This window comes from Thermostilla marina (genome assembly GCF_054657455.1).
The window spans coordinates 3,535,172-3,555,075 of record NZ_BAAHYR010000001.1; the positions used below are offsets into that span (position 1 = coordinate 3,535,172).

Annotated in this window: 13 protein-coding genes; 11 read left to right on the forward strand and 2 right to left on the reverse strand. The window is 59.9% G+C overall.

The features are described 5' to 3' along the window. Positions 1 to 12: 12 nt before the first annotated feature. The 4 genes from ACYQ2I_RS12945 (at position 13) to ACYQ2I_RS12960 (ending at position 4,103) form a co-directional block, all read left to right on the forward strand. The gene (locus ACYQ2I_RS12945; protein ID WP_460167440.1) at positions 13 to 837 is read left to right on the forward strand and encodes an ABC transporter permease subunit; all 825 of its coding nucleotides are present in this window, start codon (positions 13 to 15) and stop codon (positions 835 to 837) included. 269 nt (positions 838 to 1,106) lie between these two features. Further along, positions 1,107 to 1,589: a chemotaxis protein CheD gene (locus ACYQ2I_RS12950; RefSeq protein WP_460167441.1), complete on the forward strand. Its 483-nt coding sequence runs from the start codon at positions 1,107 to 1,109 to the stop codon at positions 1,587 to 1,589. A 681-nt stretch (positions 1,590 to 2,270) separates the two neighbouring features. Beyond that, a complete protein-coding gene (locus ACYQ2I_RS12955; RefSeq protein WP_460167442.1) occupies positions 2,271 to 2,855 on the forward strand; it encodes a flavodoxin family protein in 585 nt (194 codons plus the stop codon). A gap of 81 nt (positions 2,856 to 2,936) precedes the next feature. Further along, complete coding sequence (locus tag ACYQ2I_RS12960; protein ID WP_460167443.1) at positions 2,937 to 4,103, forward strand: lactonase family protein; 1,167 nt, start codon at positions 2,937 to 2,939, stop codon at positions 4,101 to 4,103. Between the two features lie 64 nt (positions 4,104 to 4,167). On the opposite strand, the gene ACYQ2I_RS12965 is transcribed toward ACYQ2I_RS12960, so the two are convergent. Together ACYQ2I_RS12965 and ACYQ2I_RS12970 are read right to left on the reverse strand one after the other, a co-directional pair. After that, on the reverse strand, positions 4,168 to 5,691 hold the full coding sequence (locus ACYQ2I_RS12965) for a sulfatase family protein (protein ID WP_460167444.1): 1,524 nt from the start codon (positions 5,689 to 5,691) through the stop codon (positions 4,168 to 4,170). Positions 5,692 to 5,732: 41 nt separating this feature from the next. Continuing rightward, on the reverse strand, positions 5,733 to 6,719 hold the full coding sequence (locus ACYQ2I_RS12970; RefSeq protein WP_460167445.1) for a hypothetical protein: 987 nt from the start codon (positions 6,717 to 6,719) through the stop codon (positions 5,733 to 5,735). A 304-nt stretch (positions 6,720 to 7,023) separates the two neighbouring features. On the opposite strand from ACYQ2I_RS12970, the gene ACYQ2I_RS12975 reads away from it, so the two are divergent. The 7 genes from ACYQ2I_RS12975 to ACYQ2I_RS13005 all read left to right on the forward strand — a co-directional run bounded on the left by ACYQ2I_RS12975 (position 7,024) and on the right by ACYQ2I_RS13005 (position 19,888). Continuing rightward, the gene (locus ACYQ2I_RS12975; protein ID WP_460167446.1) at positions 7,024 to 8,184 is read left to right on the forward strand and encodes a prenyltransferase/squalene oxidase repeat-containing protein; all 1,161 of its coding nucleotides are present in this window, start codon (positions 7,024 to 7,026) and stop codon (positions 8,182 to 8,184) included. 56 nt (positions 8,185 to 8,240) lie between these two features. Continuing rightward, the gene (locus tag ACYQ2I_RS12980) at positions 8,241 to 10,526 is read left to right on the forward strand and encodes a BatA domain-containing protein (protein ID WP_460167447.1); all 2,286 of its coding nucleotides are present in this window, start codon (positions 8,241 to 8,243) and stop codon (positions 10,524 to 10,526) included. Further along, complete coding sequence (locus ACYQ2I_RS12985; RefSeq protein ID WP_460167448.1) at positions 10,523 to 12,946, forward strand: hypothetical protein; 2,424 nt, start codon at positions 10,523 to 10,525, stop codon at positions 12,944 to 12,946. The genes ACYQ2I_RS12980 and ACYQ2I_RS12985 overlap by 4 nt, the downstream gene beginning before the upstream one ends. Next, complete coding sequence (locus ACYQ2I_RS12990; protein WP_460167449.1) at positions 12,943 to 14,601, forward strand: hypothetical protein; 1,659 nt, start codon at positions 12,943 to 12,945, stop codon at positions 14,599 to 14,601. The genes ACYQ2I_RS12985 and ACYQ2I_RS12990 overlap by 4 nt, the downstream gene beginning before the upstream one ends. After that, on the forward strand, positions 14,598 to 17,792 hold the full coding sequence (locus ACYQ2I_RS12995; protein ID WP_460167450.1) for a coiled-coil domain-containing protein: 3,195 nt from the start codon (positions 14,598 to 14,600) through the stop codon (positions 17,790 to 17,792). Before ACYQ2I_RS12990 ends, ACYQ2I_RS12995 begins: the two co-directional genes overlap by 4 nt. Before the next feature lie 98 nt (positions 17,793 to 17,890). Next, positions 17,891 to 18,934: an AAA family ATPase gene (locus ACYQ2I_RS13000; RefSeq protein WP_460167451.1), complete on the forward strand. Its 1,044-nt coding sequence runs from the start codon at positions 17,891 to 17,893 to the stop codon at positions 18,932 to 18,934. A gap of 45 nt (positions 18,935 to 18,979) precedes the next feature. Then, a complete protein-coding gene (locus ACYQ2I_RS13005; protein ID WP_460167452.1) occupies positions 18,980 to 19,888 on the forward strand; it encodes a DUF58 domain-containing protein in 909 nt (302 codons plus the stop codon). The last annotated feature ends 16 nt before the right edge of the window (positions 19,889 to 19,904 follow it).

Consider the following 19,904-nt stretch of genomic DNA (forward strand, 5'->3'; position numbering starts at 1 on the left):
TGGTCGCGGCCCATGAATACGGCGATCTTCCGACGAGCCCTCGCCGACGGGTTTTGGCAACTGGTCTTCAGCGTGCTGATCGTGTTCGGCTTCGCGTGGCTTTTCGTGTGGCTGATGGGCAGTCTCGTGCAATTGGGATTGTGGACGAGTCTGCTCAATCTACTTCCCAAGTTCATCCACAAGGCAATGGGAATGTCGCCCGCAGCGTTGGTCAGTACCAAAGGGAGATTGAGCATCCTTTTCGTTCACGCCGTTCCGATGCTGATTTTCGTGGGGTGGGCCGTGGGACGCGGCAGCGACACGATTGCCGGCAACCTCGAGCGTGGCATTCTCGAACTACTCGCGACGCTCCCCTGCCGGCGATTTCAGTTCGTCGTCGTTCCCAGTCTTGCAACGCTCGTTGGAATCGTGATTCTCTCGATCGCACTTTGGACCGGCCTCGCCGTCGGCCTCTACACTGTCCCGCTTGATCCACCAGTCGATTGGCGAGAATTCTGGCCTGCCGTGTTGAACCTCGCGTCCATGAGTTTCGCTTTGGTCGGAATCTCGACGTTCGTTTCGGCAATCGTTCGCAACCGGTGGCGATGCATCTGGATCACGCTGGGATTGTTCACCATATCGATCATCATCAAGCTAGTCGCTCGGCTTTGGGATGCCGGTCAGTTTTTGGCCTACCTTTCGTTTCTCTCGGCCTTCGAACCGCAAATCCTCATCCTCGAGCCGGAGACCACGGCGATGACATGGCGGTATTGCAGCATTCTTGTCGCGATCGGCACGATGGGCATCATCACAGCGTCGCTGATGCTGGCTCACCGCGATGTTCCGGGCCCCGACTGACGGGCGCGGCACAGGTCACTCAACCAAAATCACCGGCCCATATTTCCAGCCATACCGCACACCCCACACCAATAGGGGGAAAGCCCCCGTGCAACGAGATGTTCCTCACCCGAATTTCGGCGCAAATTATCGGATAAAATGCACCAAAAAACGTACCGACAATAGATGATTGGGGCGATAGGTGAGCTACTTTTTTCTAGCTCCACAAACGCGGCCGCAATGCTCAAAAGCGACAAGATGTGCCGTTCCCAAGCGGGAGATAGAATCTCATGGCAGTCGCCCAAGCCCCGACCATTATCCGCGTCAGCATGGCCGGATTGGATTTCGCGAAGGAAGGCCAGCTTCTCGAAACCCTTTTGGGATCATGTGTGGGTATCGTGCTTTGGGATCGGGCGCGGCGGCACGGGGCATTGGCACACATCATGCTATCCGACTCCGCCGGACGTTCCGGCCCTGTAGGGAAGTACGCCGACACAGCCGTTCCCGCGATGATGCAAAAGCTGCGTTCCTGGGGATCGATGCCCTCGGATCTCCTGGCCAAAATCGCCGGAGGTGCGACAATGTTCGGTTCCCGCACGGCAAACGATGTCGGCGAGAAAAATATCCAAGCGGTTCGTTCTCTCCTGAAGCAGCTCGGAGTTCGCATCGTCGCCGAACACATCGGCGGCACGCAGGGGCGAGTCATTCGCTTCAACCCTGCCGACGGTACGGTACAGGTGACCGTCGCCCGCAATGTGGTCGCCGTGCTCTAGCAATCGTTGCCCCCTGTGCGACCTGCGGAAGGCTCTTCGGAAAAGCGCCATCGAACAGCCGAAACGGCTTGTTCGATCCGCTTTGTATCGGCACGGTACTCAGATACAAAGCATCGCTACATCGCTCTCACCGTTTGGATCGGTTTTCCGGCGGGATGAAATCCCCGAACCGCCGACGATGACTGGTAGCCCGCGAGCACCGTCGGTCGTACGCACGATAGACCGTCTTGTGCTCGTTCGGTTGTTCGGCACACGACATCTCTTCCGAAAACGATTCTCCGGGGTACACGTTCGCCGATCGCGCACTGCCCTCTAGAAGAATAAACTTACCGCTTGCAGAACTACGGCCGGCCGGAAAACGCCGGCTGCGGAAAGGATTGTCTGCGTTCACGCGTCGTACAGACAGAAAGCTACCACGACACTTATTTCCGGCCGTTTCGTGCGCCATTCTCTCCGATTGCACGCAGAACTCGAAGCTGACTTGCAACGGGCCGCTAACCGCCTTCTCCGTTCGTTTTCCCTGGTTTTCGTCCGGGCAACGAAACTCCCGGGGCCTACTTCTCTTTCCGGTGGCCTTGCGGCATCCTATAACAGAACGCTGACTCGGCGCGGCAACGTACGAATGCTTCGAACCGACATGTGGGTCGCGGCCGCAACCTTTTCGACCGGGAGGAAATCACGATGCGAGTGCTGGGAATCTCTGGAAGTCCACGAGTGGGCGGAAACACCGATATTGCGATCAAACGTGCGTTGGACCGCTTGGCGCAAGCCGGTTTCGAAACCGAATTTCTCTCACTGGCCGACCGACCGATCAAACCGTGCATGGCGTGTCGAGGTTGCGCAACGGTCGATGACATCCGTTGTGTTCAAAACGATCCCGCCTTCGAAGGCATGATCGAAAAGTTCATGGCCGCCGACGGCATCCTCGTCGGCTCACCCGTATACTTCGGTTCGGCTACGCCGCAGGTCATGGCCCTGCTCGATCGCGTGGGATATGTCGCCCGATGCAATCGGAACTTCTTGCGACGCAAGGTCGGGGCGGCGATTGCCATCGCTCGCCGAGCCGGCGAGAACTTCACGTTCGCCCAGCTCAATTTCTTCTTTCTGATCAACGAAATGATCGTCCCCGGCTCGACCTATTGGAATGTAGGCCTGGCACTGGAGAAGGGCGACATCGAGCGGGACACGGAAGGATTGCAGACAATCGACAACCTCGCCGACAACATGGCCTGGTGCCTCAAGCATTTGCCGGCAGACGAACGTTGACGCGACAATTCTCGCGGATCACGATGATATTGCTTCGTCGTGTCGGAAAGAACCAGTGCCGCAACTCGAGAGGACGCCCCCATGCTCGCCCGCTTCCGCGTTTTGTCGGTAGGTGTGTTGTGCGCCTGTCTCTTGGGGCCTCTGTCGGTAGTCACCGCAGTCGGCCGGGAACACGGTTTCGATTACCGGGTATACGTGGGCACATACACCGGTACATCCAGCCGCGGGATTTACTACTTCGACATCGATGTCGATTCGGCTACCGCCGGCGACCCGGTTCTTGCGGCGGAAACCAAGAATCCGTCCTTTCTCGCGATCCATCCCCGCAAGCCGGTGCTTTACGCCGTCGGTGAATTCTCGGGGTACGACGGCAAGCCGACCGGTGCCGTGCAAGCGTATCGGATCGACGTGGACGGCCGCTTGACGCTTCTGGGCACTCAGCCTTCGGGCGGAGCCGGCCCATGTCATGTGTCGGTCGATGCAACCGGTCGAGTGGCCTTCGTCGCAAATTACGGCGGCGGCAGCGTGGCGGCCTACCCCGTGTTGGAAGACGGCCGTTTGGGCCGACCGGGCGCCGTGATTCAGCATGAGGGTTCGAGTGTACATCCGCGGCAGACCAAACCGCACGCGCACCAGATTTTCCCCGCCCCCGACAATCAAGTCGTTCTCGTCCCGGACTTAGGCCTCGACAAAGTTCTCCGGTACACCTTTACGCCCGACGGCGTGTTGAAGCCGGCACCGATTGCCTCATATGCAATTCCGCCCGGATCAGGCCCCCGACATGCGGTTTTCAACGCCGACGGCGACCGATTGTATGTGCTGAATGAGTTGACCGCCACAGTCACCGTTTTCGCCGTACAAGAGGGCGGAAAGGCGACTCGCCTTCAACATGTGAGCGCCTTGCCGGAAAACTTCGACGGTCAAAACACTGCTGCTGAAATCGTCTTGCATCCCACAGGGCGGTTCCTGTACACGTCGAATCGCGGCCACGACAGCATCGCCGTCTTCAAAATTAGTGCCGACGGGCGCATCGCCTTGCAGGGACACGTCCCTTCAGGCGGCCAAACGCCCCGGAATATCGCCGTCGATCCCACCGGCCGACTCTTGTTGAGTGCCAATCAAAACAGCGACAACATCGTGCTGTACCGAATCGATTCGAACGACGGCATGCCGTCGCCTGTGGGTCGTGAGATCACGATCGGTAAGCCTGTTTGCCTCGTATTCCTTCCGCTGGATGGAAACCGATAGCGATCAGTCCTACGCCCTGGGGCGGTATCGCGAGAGAAAAAGCAAGCGACTTTTTCGATATCAGTTACGGAAACCGTCGCACCGGAACATCGTTCGGCAACGGCGCTCCGGGTGTACTCCGACCGCGGCTGATGATTTCTTCCAGAAGTGCCCGCATGTGAGCGACGCGTTCGGGTTCTTGGTCGGCAAGATTCGTCGTCTCGCCGATATCGCGGCTCAGATCATACAACTCGGGTTTCTTGGCGGGAATGAACTTCCACGTTCCTTCCCGCATACCGGGCAAACCGCTTGCCGCGCAACTGACCGCGTGCGGACGAATGGGGCGATCCTCACCGCGCAACAGGGGCACGAGGCTGAAGCTATCTTCTCCCGCGGGCTCGGAAACCGTGACGTCTAAAACCTCGCGAACGGTGGCGAAGACATCGGCTTGGTGCACGAGTTGATCGCAAACAGTCCCCGGCGCCACGACGCCCGGCCATCGCACGATGAAAGGCAGTCGATGCCCGCCTTCGTACACCGAAGTCTTGTACCCGCGTAACGGGCCGCTGGAATAGTGACCCATCTGCTCCAATTCTGCGGCGCCGGTATACGCGGCCTTGCCGTTGTCGCTGGTAAAGATCAGCAACGTATCATCGGTCAACGCCAGCCGATCGAGTTCGTCAAGAATCGTTCCGATGATCGCGTCGGTTTCCATTACGAAGTCGGCGTATGCGTTCAGTCCGCTCTTGCCTTTCCAAGGATCGTTTACCGCGATCGGCTCGTGGGGGGCCGTCAGCGGGAAATAGAGCAAGAACGGCCGATTCGACTCGGTGCACTCTCGCAAGAATGCCTTGGCACGTTCGGCCAAGGTCGGCAAGATCGGCGTCATTTCCCAATCGGGCACAGCCGGACCTCGGCGACTGGCCAACAGCGGATCGTGGCCGAAAAAGCGTTCCGGCAGGAACTCCGACGGAATCCCCACCGTACGATCGTTCTCGATGAAACAATAAGGCGGCCAATTCGGCACGCTGGTCCCGAAATAAAGGTCAAACCCGCGCGTGGTCGGCCCGCCGGGAATTCGTTGCGAGAAGACTTCCTTCCACGCCTGCTTGTGCGTCTCACCGGCTTGTAAGCCGGGCTTGTTGGGAACGACAAAGAGATCCCGCTTATCCTCCGGAATCGGCCAATCCCAACCCAAGTGCCACTTGCCGATGCACGCGGTGCGGTATCCCTTCTTTTGTGCCAATGTTCCGATCGTAGGTCGATCGGGCGCGATCAGGGGCGTTCCGAATACCCCGACGATGCCGCGTTGTAATCGGGTGCGCCAATGATAGCGTCCCGTCAAGATCGTATATCGCGACGGCGAGCAGACGCCGCTGCTGGAGTGCGCATCGGTAAAGCGCATGCCCTCTCGCGCGAGCCGATCAATGTTTGGCGTGGGAATCTTACCTCGCTGGGGATTGTAGCAATGGGCGTCACCGTAACCGAGATCGTCGGCGTAAATCAAGACGATGTTCGGAGTCCCGGGTTTCGCAGCCGACGCCGATCGAACGGGCAACGGTCCCACCAGGGTCACAAGCAATACGCACCAGGCAACTCGCGGCATCATCTTTCTCCTCGTCAGAGAAATCAACGATCTCGGCCCCTCACTCAACGCTGCTCGGACGCACACGCTTCGATGTAAAACTCGAAGTCGCGATAAGTGTCGACATCGGGATATCCGTCGGTGGTGGGCGTCAGGCGAAATCGATCAGGGAGCGGCGGAAACAGGCTTTCGGCCACCAGCTTTTCTCGCAGGGAACCGGCCGCGGGCGGGGCACTCTCGCCGATCATCGTCGGCGGCACCAGCCCGTTTCCCTCGCGTCGAATTCCCCATCCTTGGGGATACAGGTCATGTCGATCCCCCAACGCGGGCGGATCCGGCAACGAAGCAAAGTTTCGGTTTCCAAGGGTGAATGCTCGATGGGGCCCCGGATGCACGAAACCGACCATAAAAGCGTACCGTTTGCCTTTTTCAAAGACTAATTCGTCGTCACCGGTGAAATCGAATCGCAAATAGTGCAACTTTCCGGTTGCATCACCGGTCGGATTGCCCCGTTCGTCCACCGTCGGCGGCAAATCGGGAAACGTGCCCCCTCGAACCACGCGAATCGGACGGTACGTCACCCCGGTCAGGAAATCGTCGCATCGATGATTCTTCGAAAAACCGTGCGTCGCCGACGTGCCCGGCGGCGTTCCGTTGTCGTCGATCCGCGGTTCGCCCGATACCTCGAAAAACTGGACAAAAAGCTCGGCACCGGGCGCCCCGGGCTTGACGGCCGCGTCGGAGGGCCCTGTTCGCAGCACGATCGCGTCGAGCCGAAACGTCTCCCGGGCAAGGAATACCTGGCCAAGATCACGGTTCCGCTGATAATAGCCTTCCTCCTTCCATTCGAGGTGGGCGGCATCGTTGTTACGCACACTCGTGCTACCACCGCCGTCGGATGTGCGCACCGATAGGATCGTTCGCTCGGCATCGGGGACGAAACGCTTTCCTAATGCCGAAACGACCAATCCCCCGTGACAAACCCCGGCTACCAAAATGTCGGCGCATACGCTCAGGCATAGAAGCCCCCAACTCCCTCGATGCCGTCTCATACTCGCTCTCGTCAGGATCATAATGACGTCTACAACTACCGTTCCAACTCAGGCATCATAGTTCTCCGCCGGTTCACTCGCCATAGCGGGACGTGTCCGATGCCCAAGCGTTTCAGTTTGACATCCCCCCTCGCGGGATGCAAAATCGAAACATTCACCTTCGCGCAATGCGTCACCGATAGTGATTTCGGCGCATTGTCTGCCGAGGGTCACCCTTCCCCGGAACGGAACAGAGTAGTCCGATCCTGCTTCGCCTCTTTCCTTGCAGGAATGCGGTATGGTGTGCTCCCGATCCAGTCGATCGATGCGATGGATTCTGTCGATTGCAGTTACAGGGGCGAGCCTCCTGGGTACCGCAGTGCAAAGCGACTGTGCCTCTGCCGAAGGTGAGTGGGAAATCACCTCGGAAAGCCAAGCCGCCCTCGATCTAGGACTCGAATGGCTTGCGAAAAACCAGGAGCCCGAGGGCAATTGGTCGTCCAACGATCTGGGGTTGGTCAGCACCGGTGTACTCGCCTTTCTCGCCGCCGGTCACATGCCGGGACGCGGACGCTACGCCGATACGGTCGATCGCGCGGTCGACTACGTCCTGCACAATGCCGATGCTTCGGGGCTTTTGAACGCCGCCGACCCTCGACGCGGGATGTACAATCACGGGCTATCGACCTTCATGCTCGGGCAAATCTACGGAATGAGCAACGATCCGCGCGTCGGTCCCGCCTTGGCCCGTGCACTTCGCGTCATCGCCGAAACCCAATGCGACGACGGAGGCTGGGATTACGTCGCAGAGCGGAAACCTAACGGGCACGATCTTAGTCTGGTCGTCATGCAATCGCTTGCGCTGCGAAGCGCCGTCGACAGCGGACTCGAAGTCTCGCCCGACACTGTCCAAAAAGCAATCCGATGTGTGCGGGCGCATTACACGCCGCAAAACTGCCCTCGCGATGCCGACGAAGAAGAACAACGCCGCCACAAAGGCCAATTCACCTACACGAAAGGCGGCGGTAACGCCAGCGTCGCCATGGCCGCCGCGGGTGTCGTGTGCCTTCAAGAATTCGGACAATACGACGATTGGCGAATCGCCAAGAACATGCAAGTCATCGAACAGGCAATCCGCAACAAGGCGAAGCCTGATGAGGCCGCTCGCTCGAAGCGCATGCCCTTCGATCCGTACACAACGTACTATGTCGCCCAAGCGCTGTATCAAGTGGGAGGGGAATACTGGGAACGCAATTATCCCTTGTTGCGTGACTCGATCGTTGCCTCGCAAATTCACAATCCCGATTCGCCCGCCGAGCACGGAATGTGGCGAGCCTCGGGCCACGTCGGCGGCAAGCCGGGTGATTTGTATGCAACCTCGGTCGCCTGCTTCGTCTTGGCGATTCCCAACCGCTATCTGCCGATTCTTCAAGAAGGCCGTATCGGCAGCCTCGAGCGCCAATTCGGCAATCCCAGTCCGGAGTAACCGCCAGCCCGCCTGATCCTGTTTTAATTGCCGCATCACGGAGTTCGCGTCCTTCGATGTTCCTATCGCCTTGGTTTCTCGCCGCCGGAGCCGTTGCCGCCGCCGGGCCGATCATCATTCACCTGATGCATCGGCGTCGTTACCGTGTGGTCGAATGGGCGGCGATGGACTTCTTGCTCCAGGCAACGCGACGAAACCGGCGAATCTTCGAACTTCGCGATTTACTATTGATGTTGTTGCGAACGGCGTGCATCCTGCTGTTTTCTCTCGGAATGGCACGCCCCTACTTCACCGGCAGCCTGCCCGCCGCCTACGGTCCGATTCATGCAGTCGTCGTCATCGACAACAGCACGAGCATGGGCTACACGGTGCTCGATCGCTCCTTACTCAACGAAGCCAAACGCCGTGCCGCAGATTACCTTCAGACACTTCCTGCCGGAAGCCACGTCACCGTTTTGAGCACATGCTCGTCGACCTCCGTGCCGACGGCGTACAGTACACCTCGCGATGCAAAGCAAGCCATCGACGGCATTGCGATTGTAGACCGCTCCGGCGACTTACTCGAAACCGTAATGCAAGCCGTCGAGGCCGCGAAGGCCGTAACTGCTCCCGAAACCAAGCAAATTGTCGTCTTTACCGACGCTCAATTGTCGAATCTTCGGGACTCGGCGGCCTCTGCCGAGCTGCGATCGCCGTGCCCCATCGAGATCATCCAGATCGTTCCGCCGGTGGTCGAAAATGCGGCCGTCGTCGATCTCCGATCACAAGACGTCGTCATCCAGCGAAATACCCCTACCACGTTCGTAGCCGAAATTCGCTACGAAGGCCCCGCCCCCCGCAATGGGATTCCGGTGGCGATTCGCGTGGACGGAGTGGTCGTGGGAACGCAGTCGATCGATCTCGAACCGGGACAAACACGGTTGGTGGAGTTTTCCGACATTCCGGTCGACGTACCCACAGACGGGGGCATCGGTTTCGTAGCGATCGAGGTTTCTTTGCCTGTCGATAACCTTTCGACCGACGACACGTGCACCCGGATGTTTCCCGTCGTCGATCGTTTTCCGATCACCTTCGTCGATCAATACGGAGAACGTGAAGATCCGACCATCGACCGACTAGGAGACACCTTCCGACTGCGACGATTGTTGTTGTCGGCCGGACCGATGAGTCCCGATCCGAGATCGGCTATCCGCCACACGACGATCGACCGTCTCGACCGCGAAGCGCTTGCCGAAAGTCGCGTCGTCGTCATCGCCGGCGTGCGTTCGCCGGAGGACAAAGCGGCCTTGCTTCGAGAATTCGTTTTGCAAGGCGGTCGTATTTTGCTCGCGCCCGGCACCGAATTCGATCCGGTGGTGTGGAATGAACTCGCCTGGAACGACGGCCGAGGCTTTCTCCCCGGTCCCGTCGGCCTGATTCCGATCGGCGCGTTGCCCCGCGAGACGGCAGAGCCCATTCACCCGTTCCAAATCGATTTCGCCACGTGTACCGACGACAGTTTCTTTCTCCCGGGCACGACACGTGACGAATTGGAGCAAATCTACCGCTCGGCGTTCTTCTTCAAGGCGTATCCAATCGACGTCAAAACGTCCGACATTGCACCAACCGATACTACTACTCGAATCACGCTCCCGGAATCGTGGCTCGCCTGGGCGGAAAGCGACTTCACGTTCCGATCGAAAAACGACGCCCCTGCCGACACCGTCGCCGTGTTGGCACGGTACGACAACGGCCACCCCTTCGTCCTCGAACGACGCCTGGGCCTGGGCCGCGTCGTCTTCCTCACCAGCGGCGTTTTCCGCGACTGGAACACGTTGACCGTTACCCCGGCAGTGCTGTACCTCGATCGCTTGTTGCGAACACTCCTGCAAGAAACATTCCCGGATCGAAATGTGCACACGGCGGACTCCCTTACGATTCCGGTCCCCCCTTCATTGGCTCATGCAGAATGTCGGTTGACGAATCCCGGCGGTACGACGACCGCCCTGCCTGTCGGTGCCGTCGATGCCGAACACTGGGGAATCACCCTCGACGGCGTTCCTTCGCGCGGGGAATACCGCTTACGAATCGACGACGGCGACAACGCATCCGGCAACCCTTCTTATCGAAACATCCGGTTTGCTGCACTGGGCCCCATGGAAGAATCGGACCTCACGTACGCCGATGCCTCGGCTTTCGAGGGCTCCTCGTTCGTTTGGCAAAACGACGTCCGCGCGACCGTCGCGGGCAGGGCCAATCGCGGGGGGACGTGGTGGCGTTGGCTCATTCTAGCTGCCCTGACGGGGCTTGTGCTTGAGATGGTCGTGTTGGCGCGGCGTCAAGACAAGGAGGTCGCACCGTGATCACGACTATTTTGACGCGATTACTCGGGTTCACGACGGCCGACGAGATCGAACAGATTCGCTTTTCGTTCGCAGCCGCGTGGGTTCGCAACGGCCCGGCTTGGCTGGTATTCGCCGGTTGCGCCGTCGTCGCCTTGGCCGTGGTATTCTACTTGCGATTCCAACCCGCGAAATCGAACGTTCGTCGTGTCGCGCTCGCGTCGGCACGAACTGCCGTGTTGCTGCTGCTGGTCTTCACGCTCGCCGAACCCGTCGCCGTCATCCACCTTCGCAGCAAGCTGCGCCCGGTCGTTTGGTTCTTGGTCGACGACACCGAAAGCATGACGATCCGCGATGCCCACCCAAAGGCCGAAGAAGCGGCGACTCGGCAAGTAACCGCGTTCGAAACGACGGGCGGCGAGCAGGCCCCTCCGCGTCGTATCGACTACGTGCGTTCGCTACTCCGCAACCGGTCGGATTTGTTTCGTGAACGACTTGCGAAAGAATTCCAGTTGCAATGGTATCGCTTGGCGAACGCCGAAGGCGTCGACCTGTTGCCGGCCGCCGAATCGGCGCAAAGTCGCACCGAGGCCGCCCCCGTTTTACCCGACGTAGAGGCGTTGACGGCAAAAGGCGAAGTAACCGCCTTGGGAGCCGCCTTAGCCGATCTCGCACGCCGTCGCGCCGGCGTCAATTTGGGTGCCGTCGTCATCCTCAGCGACTTCAATCAAAACGCGGGCCCACCACCTTTGCAAGCAGCCGAAACACTCGGTGTGCCGTTGTTTACCGTCGGCTTGGGAAGGGCGATGACGTCGGATGTTGCCGTGGAACTCCAATTGCCGCCGCTATTGAAAAAAGACGAGCGTGCGTTGTTGACGGCCGTCGTTCGTCACGAAGGTTACGACGGACAAACCGTCCGGGTCGCGTTCGCCGCGCGCCGCGTCTCCTCCGATCCCTCGGCGCCGGCTGCCGAAACGCCCCTCGGCGAGCGGACGGTCGTTCTCGATCAACCTTCGGTCGACGTTACGTTGCCGATCGAACCGCACGAGGCAGGACACTTCGAGTTCGTCGCCCAGGTCGATCCGCTCCCCGAAGAGACCGTCGTCGAAAACAACCGCAGCGTGCGGGACAATTACGTTCGCGAATATTATCTTCGGTTGCTGTTCGCCGAATATGAACCGACCTGGGAGTGGCGATTCGTCAAAGAGGTCTTTCACCGCGATCGGTTGGTGGGCGAAGAGGGCTTCCGAACCTATCTGCGATCGGCGGACCTCAGCGTGCGACGCCGAAATCCGCTGTTTCTGGAAACCTTGTCGCTACCGCGAAGCGAGTTTTTCAGCTACGACGTCATCATTCTCGGCGACATGCCCGATGCCGCGCTCACGTCGAGTTTTTGCGAAATGACTCGCGAATTCGTCGGCGAGATGGGCGGCGGCCTGGTCGTGCTTGCCGGTCCGCGTTTTGGCGCGGGGCGGCTGATGAACACGCCGTTGGGCGATATGTTACCGGTCCAACTTGGGGCACACTCGCAAATTCGGCAAGGCCGTCCTTTTCGTCTGCGTCGAACGGCCGAAGCCGACCTGTACGACTTCATGCAACTGGGCGACAACCCGTTGGAAAACGATCAAGCCTGGCTCAACCTCGGTCCACTTGCGTGGTATCAGCCCGTGGAACGGCTGCGTCCCATGGCGACCGCCCTGGCTGTGCACCCGACCGACAAATGTATAGACGGCGTCACGCCGCAGCCGATCATCGCCGTTACCAATTATGGAAAAGGAGAAGTCGTGTACATCGGCTTCAACGAGCTGTGGCGGCTGCGTCGCAAATACGGCAATCTGTATTATCGTCGGTTTTGGGGACAACTCATCCACCGCTTGGCACTCCGCCACGCGTTAGGCACACAAAAACGATTCGTCGCACGCACCGACCGCAAAGAATACAAGGCGGGCGACACTGCAGTACTGACGGTCGAAGCATACGATGCCGACTATCATCCCCTCGGAGACGATCTCACCGGAGGTGTGCTCGAAGGGCGATTGGTCTCGGACCGGTCGGTGCAGGCATTGCGACTGACGATGGTGCGCCCCGGTTTGTTTCAAACTCGCAGTTCCCCGGCCGCGGGCGGTGAATACCGCTTCCAGGTCCGTGATCCCATCACCGGCGATTGGGCCGAATCCCGTTTTCAGGTTCAATCGCGATCGGTGGAAAAGCAAGTCGCATCCCGCAATCTTGAACTTCAACGCCGTCTGGCCGAAACAACCGGCGGACGCGCATACGAACTCCGCGAATTCGAGCAGTTGATCGACGATCTGCCGGCCGGCAGCAAGACGGAAACGACCGTTCAAGAGGTTCCGCTCTGGAATACCTGGCCGGTCTTCCTGGCAGTCGTCGGCGTGTTGTTCGGTGAATGGTTCTTCCGAAAGCGAGCAAATCTGGCGTGAATGAGCTGAGCCGACTCCATCGAACGCTTCGCCGGATCTCCCGTCGCCGCCGGGCGATTCGCTCGGCGATTGCGTTCTTCGGACTGGTGTGCGGGGTGGTATGGGGCCTGGGGCTGCTCTTTTTCTTGGATTGGGCCTTGCGGATGTCGTCGTTGCAGCGCCTGCTCGCGTTGGGGGTTCTCGTCGGCATCGGCACTTGGGCATGGCGGCGTTATGTGAGCCCATGGTTACGCGACGGCGAATCGGAACTCGACGTGGCGTTGCTGGTCGAAAAGCAAGTTCATCTGGATACCGACCTGGTCGCGGCACTGCAATTCGAGCGTCCCGAAGCCGCATCTTGGGGGTCTCGGGAACTGGAAGAAGCCGTGATGCAACGCGCCGTCGAGATCACCCAGGCCGCACGATTTGACGAAGGCGTCCCCAAGGCACCGCTCAAACGACGTACGTTCGCACTGGCGGCGACGTTACTGGTCGCGACGACGGCGGGTTATCTCGCGCCGGATTACCTGGAAGCCTTCTTTCGGCGACTGATGTTTCAACGCACGTCGTATCCGACGGCTACCGTGATCGATTCCGTGAGCGTGGGCGGCCGTCCGCTGGAACCCGACACGCGGTTGGTTCGCTGCCCGACCGGCATCCCCATCGTGTTCGAAGTCACTTGCAAGGGGCGCGTTCCGGCAAGCGGCGAACTCACCCTACAAGGCGAAAAGACACACCGCGAGGCCCATCTGCCGTTGGAACCGGCGAAACGAACACAGGGTTTATTTCACGCGAAACTCGATCGCTTGACCGAAGACTCCGAATTCACCATCCGTCTAGGCGACGCCGAAACGTATCCTGTTCGCTTGGAACTCGTCCCGCCGCCGGAGGTCGAACCGCGATTCGTGGTCACTCCGCCCGATTACCTTCCCGACCACACGACGAAAACCGTCCGTGGCCTGAGACAAGTAATCGTCCCGGAAGGCGCACGCGTCGACTTGTACTTGGACTCGAACAAACCCCTGACCTCGGCAACCCTCACCATCAACGACACCGAGTACCGACTGACTGCGAACGATCAGCGCGACAGGTGGCGACTTGCGGCGGAGAACACCCCGCTGCGGGAAATCGTCGGCTCCGTGCACTTTTCGGTCGACGCGGTCGATGTCGACGGTCTTCACGTCGACCCGCCGCTACAAGGCATCGTGCGGGTAAAGGCCGATTATCCGCCGCGTGTGTCGGCTCGAATGTTGACGAAACTCGTCTTACCGACCGCCCACCCCAGTGTGCTGATCGATACGGCCGACGATTTCGGAATCGCTCGCCTCGAAGTCCGCGGGCGTGTCTTGCTTCCCGACGGCACGATACGGGAATTGGAACCGCAGAACCTCGTCGATTTCTCGGAAAGCAGCCCGCCGAAAACACTTCAGCGGTCCTTTCCGCTTGCGCTCGAAACGTGGCGATTGAAAAAAGGCGATCGGTTACAATTGATCGTCGTCGGAACGGATTACCGCGGCAAGGATCGCCCCGGAAAGGCGACCGAATCCCTTCCGTTGGAGATCGAAGTCACCGATCGTCAAGGAATTCTGGCGGCCATGGCCGAAATGGACCGCGAATCGGCCGAGCAGCTCGAACAGATGATCGAGCGACAGCTCCAGATAGGAGGTGCACCATGATTTCGGGTGTTTTCAATACCGTTTTTCATGGCTTGTGTGCCTCCCGTTTGCGCACGATCGTTACTTTACTACTTACGGCGGCCATCGCCATTACAGCGGCCGAAGGGGTATCCGCGCAGTCGTCCGGCACGGTGTCCGTCGACGACGGTACTCTCCAAAAGAAAGTCGTCCAAGAAAGCGTTCGCCAAATGGCCCGCCAATTGGTGGCCGACCTGCTCGATGCGCAATTGCGACAATTGGAAGAGAACGGTCTGACGGATCTCGATATCTACAGTGAAATCCGTTCGATGCGTTCCGATTTGGATGAACTCGTCGTTCGCCACATGAGTGAGGTCGTCGCCTTGCTCGAGAAAACAATCGATGCATCCCCCGAACAACGCCCCGACTTCTTCCGCCAGGCCCGCGAAAAAAGCCGACAAGTCCTCGTGCGCCTTCTAGTCGAACGGCAGAAACTCTTGCGGCGACTACGGATCGCCGAGATCGAGGCACGTGTGCAACGGCTGATTGCCGAGCAAACCGACGTTCGAGACCGTACCCAGACACTTCCCGAAACCGCCCCCGCCGAACGCGCGGCTTTGGCGGTCGCCGCTCTCGAAGATCAGCAAGACGTAGCCGTGCTCTACGATGAGATGCGCACCGCGTTGGACGAGGTAACCGGCTGGGGTGGTCGTCTTGCGCAAACAGCCGAAAAGGCCCGAACCGCCCTCCAAGAAGCCGGCGTAGACCGTGAATTGGCCGCCGCTCTCGACGCGATGCGAGCCGCCGAATACAACGACGCCGCCGTAGCACAGACGAACATCATCGCTGCATTGGAAGAACTGCTCGAACGCATCCATCAGGCCCAAGGCTTAATGGAACGCTCCGACCGTAATGCCGCAAAGGAAGCAGTCGAACAGCTGGCCGCCAAGCAAGAAGCCTTGCGGCAACGAACGGCGGCACCGAACGTCACTACCGACGAAATGGACCGCCTCACGGAGGAACAACTTGCCTTGCGGCACGAGATTGCAGAACTGGCCCAACAACTCGACCAGGCCCGGGCGACTCTTTCCGAGGCGGCGGAGCAAGCCGCCGAAGCGGCCGCTGAACTATTCGAAGGCAACACGGAAGAAGCCGTCGCCAAGCAAGCCGAAACCGCCCACACGTTGGCCCGTGCGGCAGAACAATTGGACCGGGCACCGTCCTCTTCGGCAACGCCGCAATCGGATTCCCCCGAACAACTGACGCAGCAGGTCGACGCATTGGAGCAGACGGAAGCAGCCCTCCAGGAAGCCAAGCAAGCCCAACAAACGGCCTCAGAGGCGGCTGCCGACCGTCCGCAGGAAGCCGCACAACACGAATCGGCGATTGCCCGCGACCTTTCCAAACTTGCCGAGTCGCCCCGCATTCCAGAGGAAGTCCGATCTGCCATCGAGCGTGCCTCGCAGCAAGCCGAACAAGCATCCAAAGCCATGTCCGCCGAAGAGACCACCGAACGTGCCGAGTCCGCTCGACGAACCGAGCAAGCCATCGACGAGGCAATTTCGACGACCCGTCAAGCCATCGCCGACCGAAATCAACGGCGTCTTGCCGCGGAAATCGCCCAAGCCGCCGATCGCGCCGCCCGAGCCTCGACACCGCAAGAACGCGCCCGAGCGCTCGAACAAGCAAAACAACTCGCTCGGGACTTGGCGGAAACAACCGCCCGACAACGCGAACAAGCGGCCGAAACGCGCCGTGCCGTCGAAGACGCCTTGGCCTCTCGTAAGCCTGCGGAATCCGAATTGGAACGCCTCGCGCACGCCGCTGCAAAGGTCTTTCAAGCAGCGGCGGAACAACAGCGCGCATTGGGAAACGAACGAGCGGCCGCGGCCATCGAAAAGGCCGCCGATGTCGAGACGGCTGTCGAAGAAACCAAACGAGCGGCCGACGAGGCCGCCCGCGCCGAGCCCGCGAGTCCTTCGCCGGCAACCGACGTTAGCCGCTCCGAATCGTCCACTGCGAAATCGCCGCCCCAAACATCGGAGAACGCACCGCAATCCTCCCCGTCGGGCGAATCACAAGCCGCCGAGCCGGAAAACGCGAGGACGGAGGTCGATGCGCGCCCTCCAAACAGCGATCCCTCCGATACTTCACCCACAGAAAGTACCGCCGAGGAATCACCCAGCGGCGACGCCCCCTCGTCCGAGTCGCCCAACTCTCGAGACACGTCGCCGCAAGAGCATCAGCAGGCCGTCAGCGAAGCCGTCGCAGAAGCACGCCGGGCGCTGAATGAAACGTCTCCTGTCGCGGCCGATCTGGCGGAGGCCGAGGCACGATCACGTGCAGCCGAAGCGGCCCTGAAAGACGGCAACCACCCATACGCCGAAACGCGACAAATTGAAACGGCCGGTAAATTGGCAGAGGCCGCCGGAAAACTGGCACAAGAGATTCGCAACGCGGCCGCCGAAGCTCAACCCCAGCTTGCAACCGACGAACAAACCGCGAGACCGCTGGGCGACCAAGCGGTTCCCGTCGATCCCGAGGCCACCGGTTCGCTGCATGCGGCAGAGAATGCTGCGAGACAGGGTAGGAATACCCCACCGAGCCATCCCCAAACGATTGCCGACCAGTCGCGACGCACGACGGAAGCGATGGCCCAAGCGGCCGCCGCCCTCGCCGAACGCGAACAGGAACTCGCCCAAATCGCATCGATGGCGGAACGTCTACCTGAGCTATTGGACAAAGCCGTGGCTCAAGGACGTTTCCCCGAAGCGTCTTCAGCGTCGCAAGGCGAAGCAGCCCCCGAAGAACCGACCTCCGGAACACTGCCGCCCGAACTGGCGGCGTTGGCGGCCATGTTGCAGGCAATGTCTTCACAACCGTCACAGTCGGGCGAAACGTCTTTGGATCCGTTCGTTGCCCAAGAGGCCGGCCAACCATCGCAACCGCAATCCCCTAACGGCCCTCCGCCGCAGCAATCACCGTCGCAACAACCCTCGACGAATCAAGCAGCCACATCACAGCCCAGCCAAGGCCATTCACCCGAAGGCGATTCTCGGTCGGGTGATGCCGCCCAAATTGCCGTCCAATCAGGCGACAGTTCCGGCAATTCGTCCTGGATCATGAGTTTACCGCCGGAAACCCGCAAAGCCATCCGGGCAGCCATGGAGCAACCGGCTCCGCCGGGGTATGCCGAGCGACTGAAACGATATTTTCAAGACGTCGAACGCTGAGGACGATTTGTCGTAACGTTCGTCGACCGAGACTGATCACATCGAATTCCGAAGCACGCGTCACCGAACAATCATCGATTGATTTTGGAGAAGCCACCATGACTCACGATACCATCTCCGGCGAAGATAAAGCTGCCGTCGAACGGTGTCACCAAGCTTATGTTCGCATTTGCGATGAATTGTCCAAGGTCATCGTCGGCCAAAGACAGGTCATCGAGGAGATCTTGATCGCCGTCCTCGCCCGTGGCCACGCGTTGCTTGAAGGCGTCCCTGGACTTGCCAAAACGTTGCTGGTCAGCTCGCTGGCCCAGGCGACCCATCTGACGTTTCGGCGCATTCAGTTTACCCCCGACCTGATGCCCAGTGACGTAACAGGAACGGATATCCTTCACGAGGATCCGGCAACCGGCGCCCGCGAGTACAAATTCTTACCCGGTCCGATCTTTGCCAACATGATCCTCGCCGACGAGATCAACCGCACCCCGCCGAAAACGCAAGCAGCCATGCTCGAGGCGATGCAGGAGCGTCAGGTCACGACCGGCGGCGTCACCCACGCTTTGCCTGATCCGTTTTTTGTTTTGGCGACTCAAAACCCGTTGGAACAAGAGGGTACGTATCCCCTGCCCGAAGCGCAGCTCGACCGCTTCTTGCTGTATATCAAGGTGCAATATCCGTCGGGTGAAGAAGAATGGGAAATTGCGCGACGCGTCACCGGAGGTCAAATGGGCACGATCGAGCCGCTGATGGGCGGCGACGACTTACTTGCCTTTCAACAACTGGTGACCCGCATTCCGGTCTCCGATCAGGTGCTCGGCTACGCTTGGACGCTCGTGCGATCGTCTCGCCCCGGCACGCCCGACGCGCCTGATTTTGTCGATCGTTGGGTAGCGTGGGGGGCGGGCCCCCGCGGCCTACTGACCTTGATCACCTGCGCCAAGGCGCGCGCGGCTCTTCACGGTCGTTTTCACGCCACGATGGGCGACGTCCAGGCGTTGGTCAAACCCGCTCTCCGCCATCGGATCGCGGGAAACTACTCGGCACAGGCGCACAACCTGACCAGCGACGGCCTGATCGATATGCTCCTGGAGGCAGTCCCGGCCGACAGAACATATTCGCGTCCCGAAGAACCCGCCCTCGGCTGATCGACGTGTCGATTCGGCCCGTCCTTGATCCACTCGATTCGTTCCATGGCACGCAGCATCCTTTCCCGGTATCTCGATCCCGAAGCTCTCGCCCGTATCAGTGGCCGACGCTTGGAACCTCGCGGCCTTGTGTACGGCAACCTGGCCGGATCCCATCGGTCACCCCTCTCAGGATTTGCCGTGGAATTCATGGGCCACCGGGAGTACGTTCCCGGCGACGAACCCAAACATATCGACTGGCGGGTCTATTTCAACCGGCGTCGCGTCGTCGTCAAACAATATGCAATGGAGACAAACTTCGTTTGCCATCTATTGTTGGACGTCAGTGCGTCGATGCGATACGGCGACGGTTCGGCCAATAAATTGGACTACGCTTCGAAGTTGGCCTGTGCGTTGGCGCACACGATCATCCGACAAAGCGATAAGGCCTCGCTCGGACTGCTGGACGACGGAATTCGCGGTTACGTGCCGCCGAACAACTCCTTCGCGCAGATCGTGCGGATGACCGAGGCGCTCGACAATGTTGCGCCGCAAGGCAAGACCGACTTGGGCGCAGCCGTCCGGGAAATCGCCGCCCGCTTCGGAAGACGCGAAATCGTGATGCTTTTCAGCGACTGCTTCACCGACGTCAAATCCTTGGAAGAAGCTTTACAGCAACTTCGGTACAATCGGCACGAAGTCGTCGTCTTTCACATCCTGCACCACGACGAGCGCACGTTTCCGTTCGAGGGCATGGTGAAATTCGTCGGTCTGGAACAAGCGGATGAACTGCTCACCCGCCCGGAAGACCTGCGTCGCGCCTATCTCAAGGCACTTGACGCCTACCTCGAAACGTTGGACGAGATCTGCCGTCGAAATCGTGTCGAACTCGTCCCCGTCGACACCGCGGAAAACATGGGTGAAACTCTGGCCGACTATCTCAGCCGTCGCGAGCAAATTCCCCACGCCCGCTGACGGCCGATTTCCTCAT

Bases quoted from the DNA above. Each gene is read 5' to 3' on its own strand.
- ACYQ2I_RS12945 (WP_460167440.1), top strand. From the start codon at position 13: ATGAATACGGCGATCTTCCGACGAGCCCTCGCCGACGGGTTTTGGCAA.
- ACYQ2I_RS12950 (WP_460167441.1), top strand. From the start codon at position 1,107: ATGGCAGTCGCCCAAGCCCCGACCATTATCCGCGTCAGCATGGCCGGA.
- ACYQ2I_RS12955 (WP_460167442.1), top strand. From the start codon at position 2,271: ATGCGAGTGCTGGGAATCTCTGGAAGTCCACGAGTGGGCGGAAACACC.
- ACYQ2I_RS12960 (WP_460167443.1), top strand. From the start codon at position 2,937: ATGCTCGCCCGCTTCCGCGTTTTGTCGGTAGGTGTGTTGTGCGCCTGT.
- ACYQ2I_RS12965 (WP_460167444.1), bottom strand. From the start codon at position 5,691: ATGATGCCGCGAGTTGCCTGGTGCGTATTGCTTGTGACCCTGGTGGGA.
- ACYQ2I_RS12970 (WP_460167445.1), bottom strand. From the start codon at position 6,719: ATGAGACGGCATCGAGGGAGTTGGGGGCTTCTATGCCTGAGCGTATGC.
- ACYQ2I_RS12975 (WP_460167446.1), top strand. From the start codon at position 7,024: ATGCGATGGATTCTGTCGATTGCAGTTACAGGGGCGAGCCTCCTGGGT.
- ACYQ2I_RS12980 (WP_460167447.1), top strand. From the start codon at position 8,241: ATGTTCCTATCGCCTTGGTTTCTCGCCGCCGGAGCCGTTGCCGCCGCC.
- ACYQ2I_RS12995 (WP_460167450.1), top strand. From the start codon at position 14,598: ATGATTTCGGGTGTTTTCAATACCGTTTTTCATGGCTTGTGTGCCTCC.
- ACYQ2I_RS13000 (WP_460167451.1), top strand. From the start codon at position 17,891: ATGACTCACGATACCATCTCCGGCGAAGATAAAGCTGCCGTCGAACGG.
- ACYQ2I_RS13005 (WP_460167452.1), top strand. From the start codon at position 18,980: ATGGCACGCAGCATCCTTTCCCGGTATCTCGATCCCGAAGCTCTCGCC.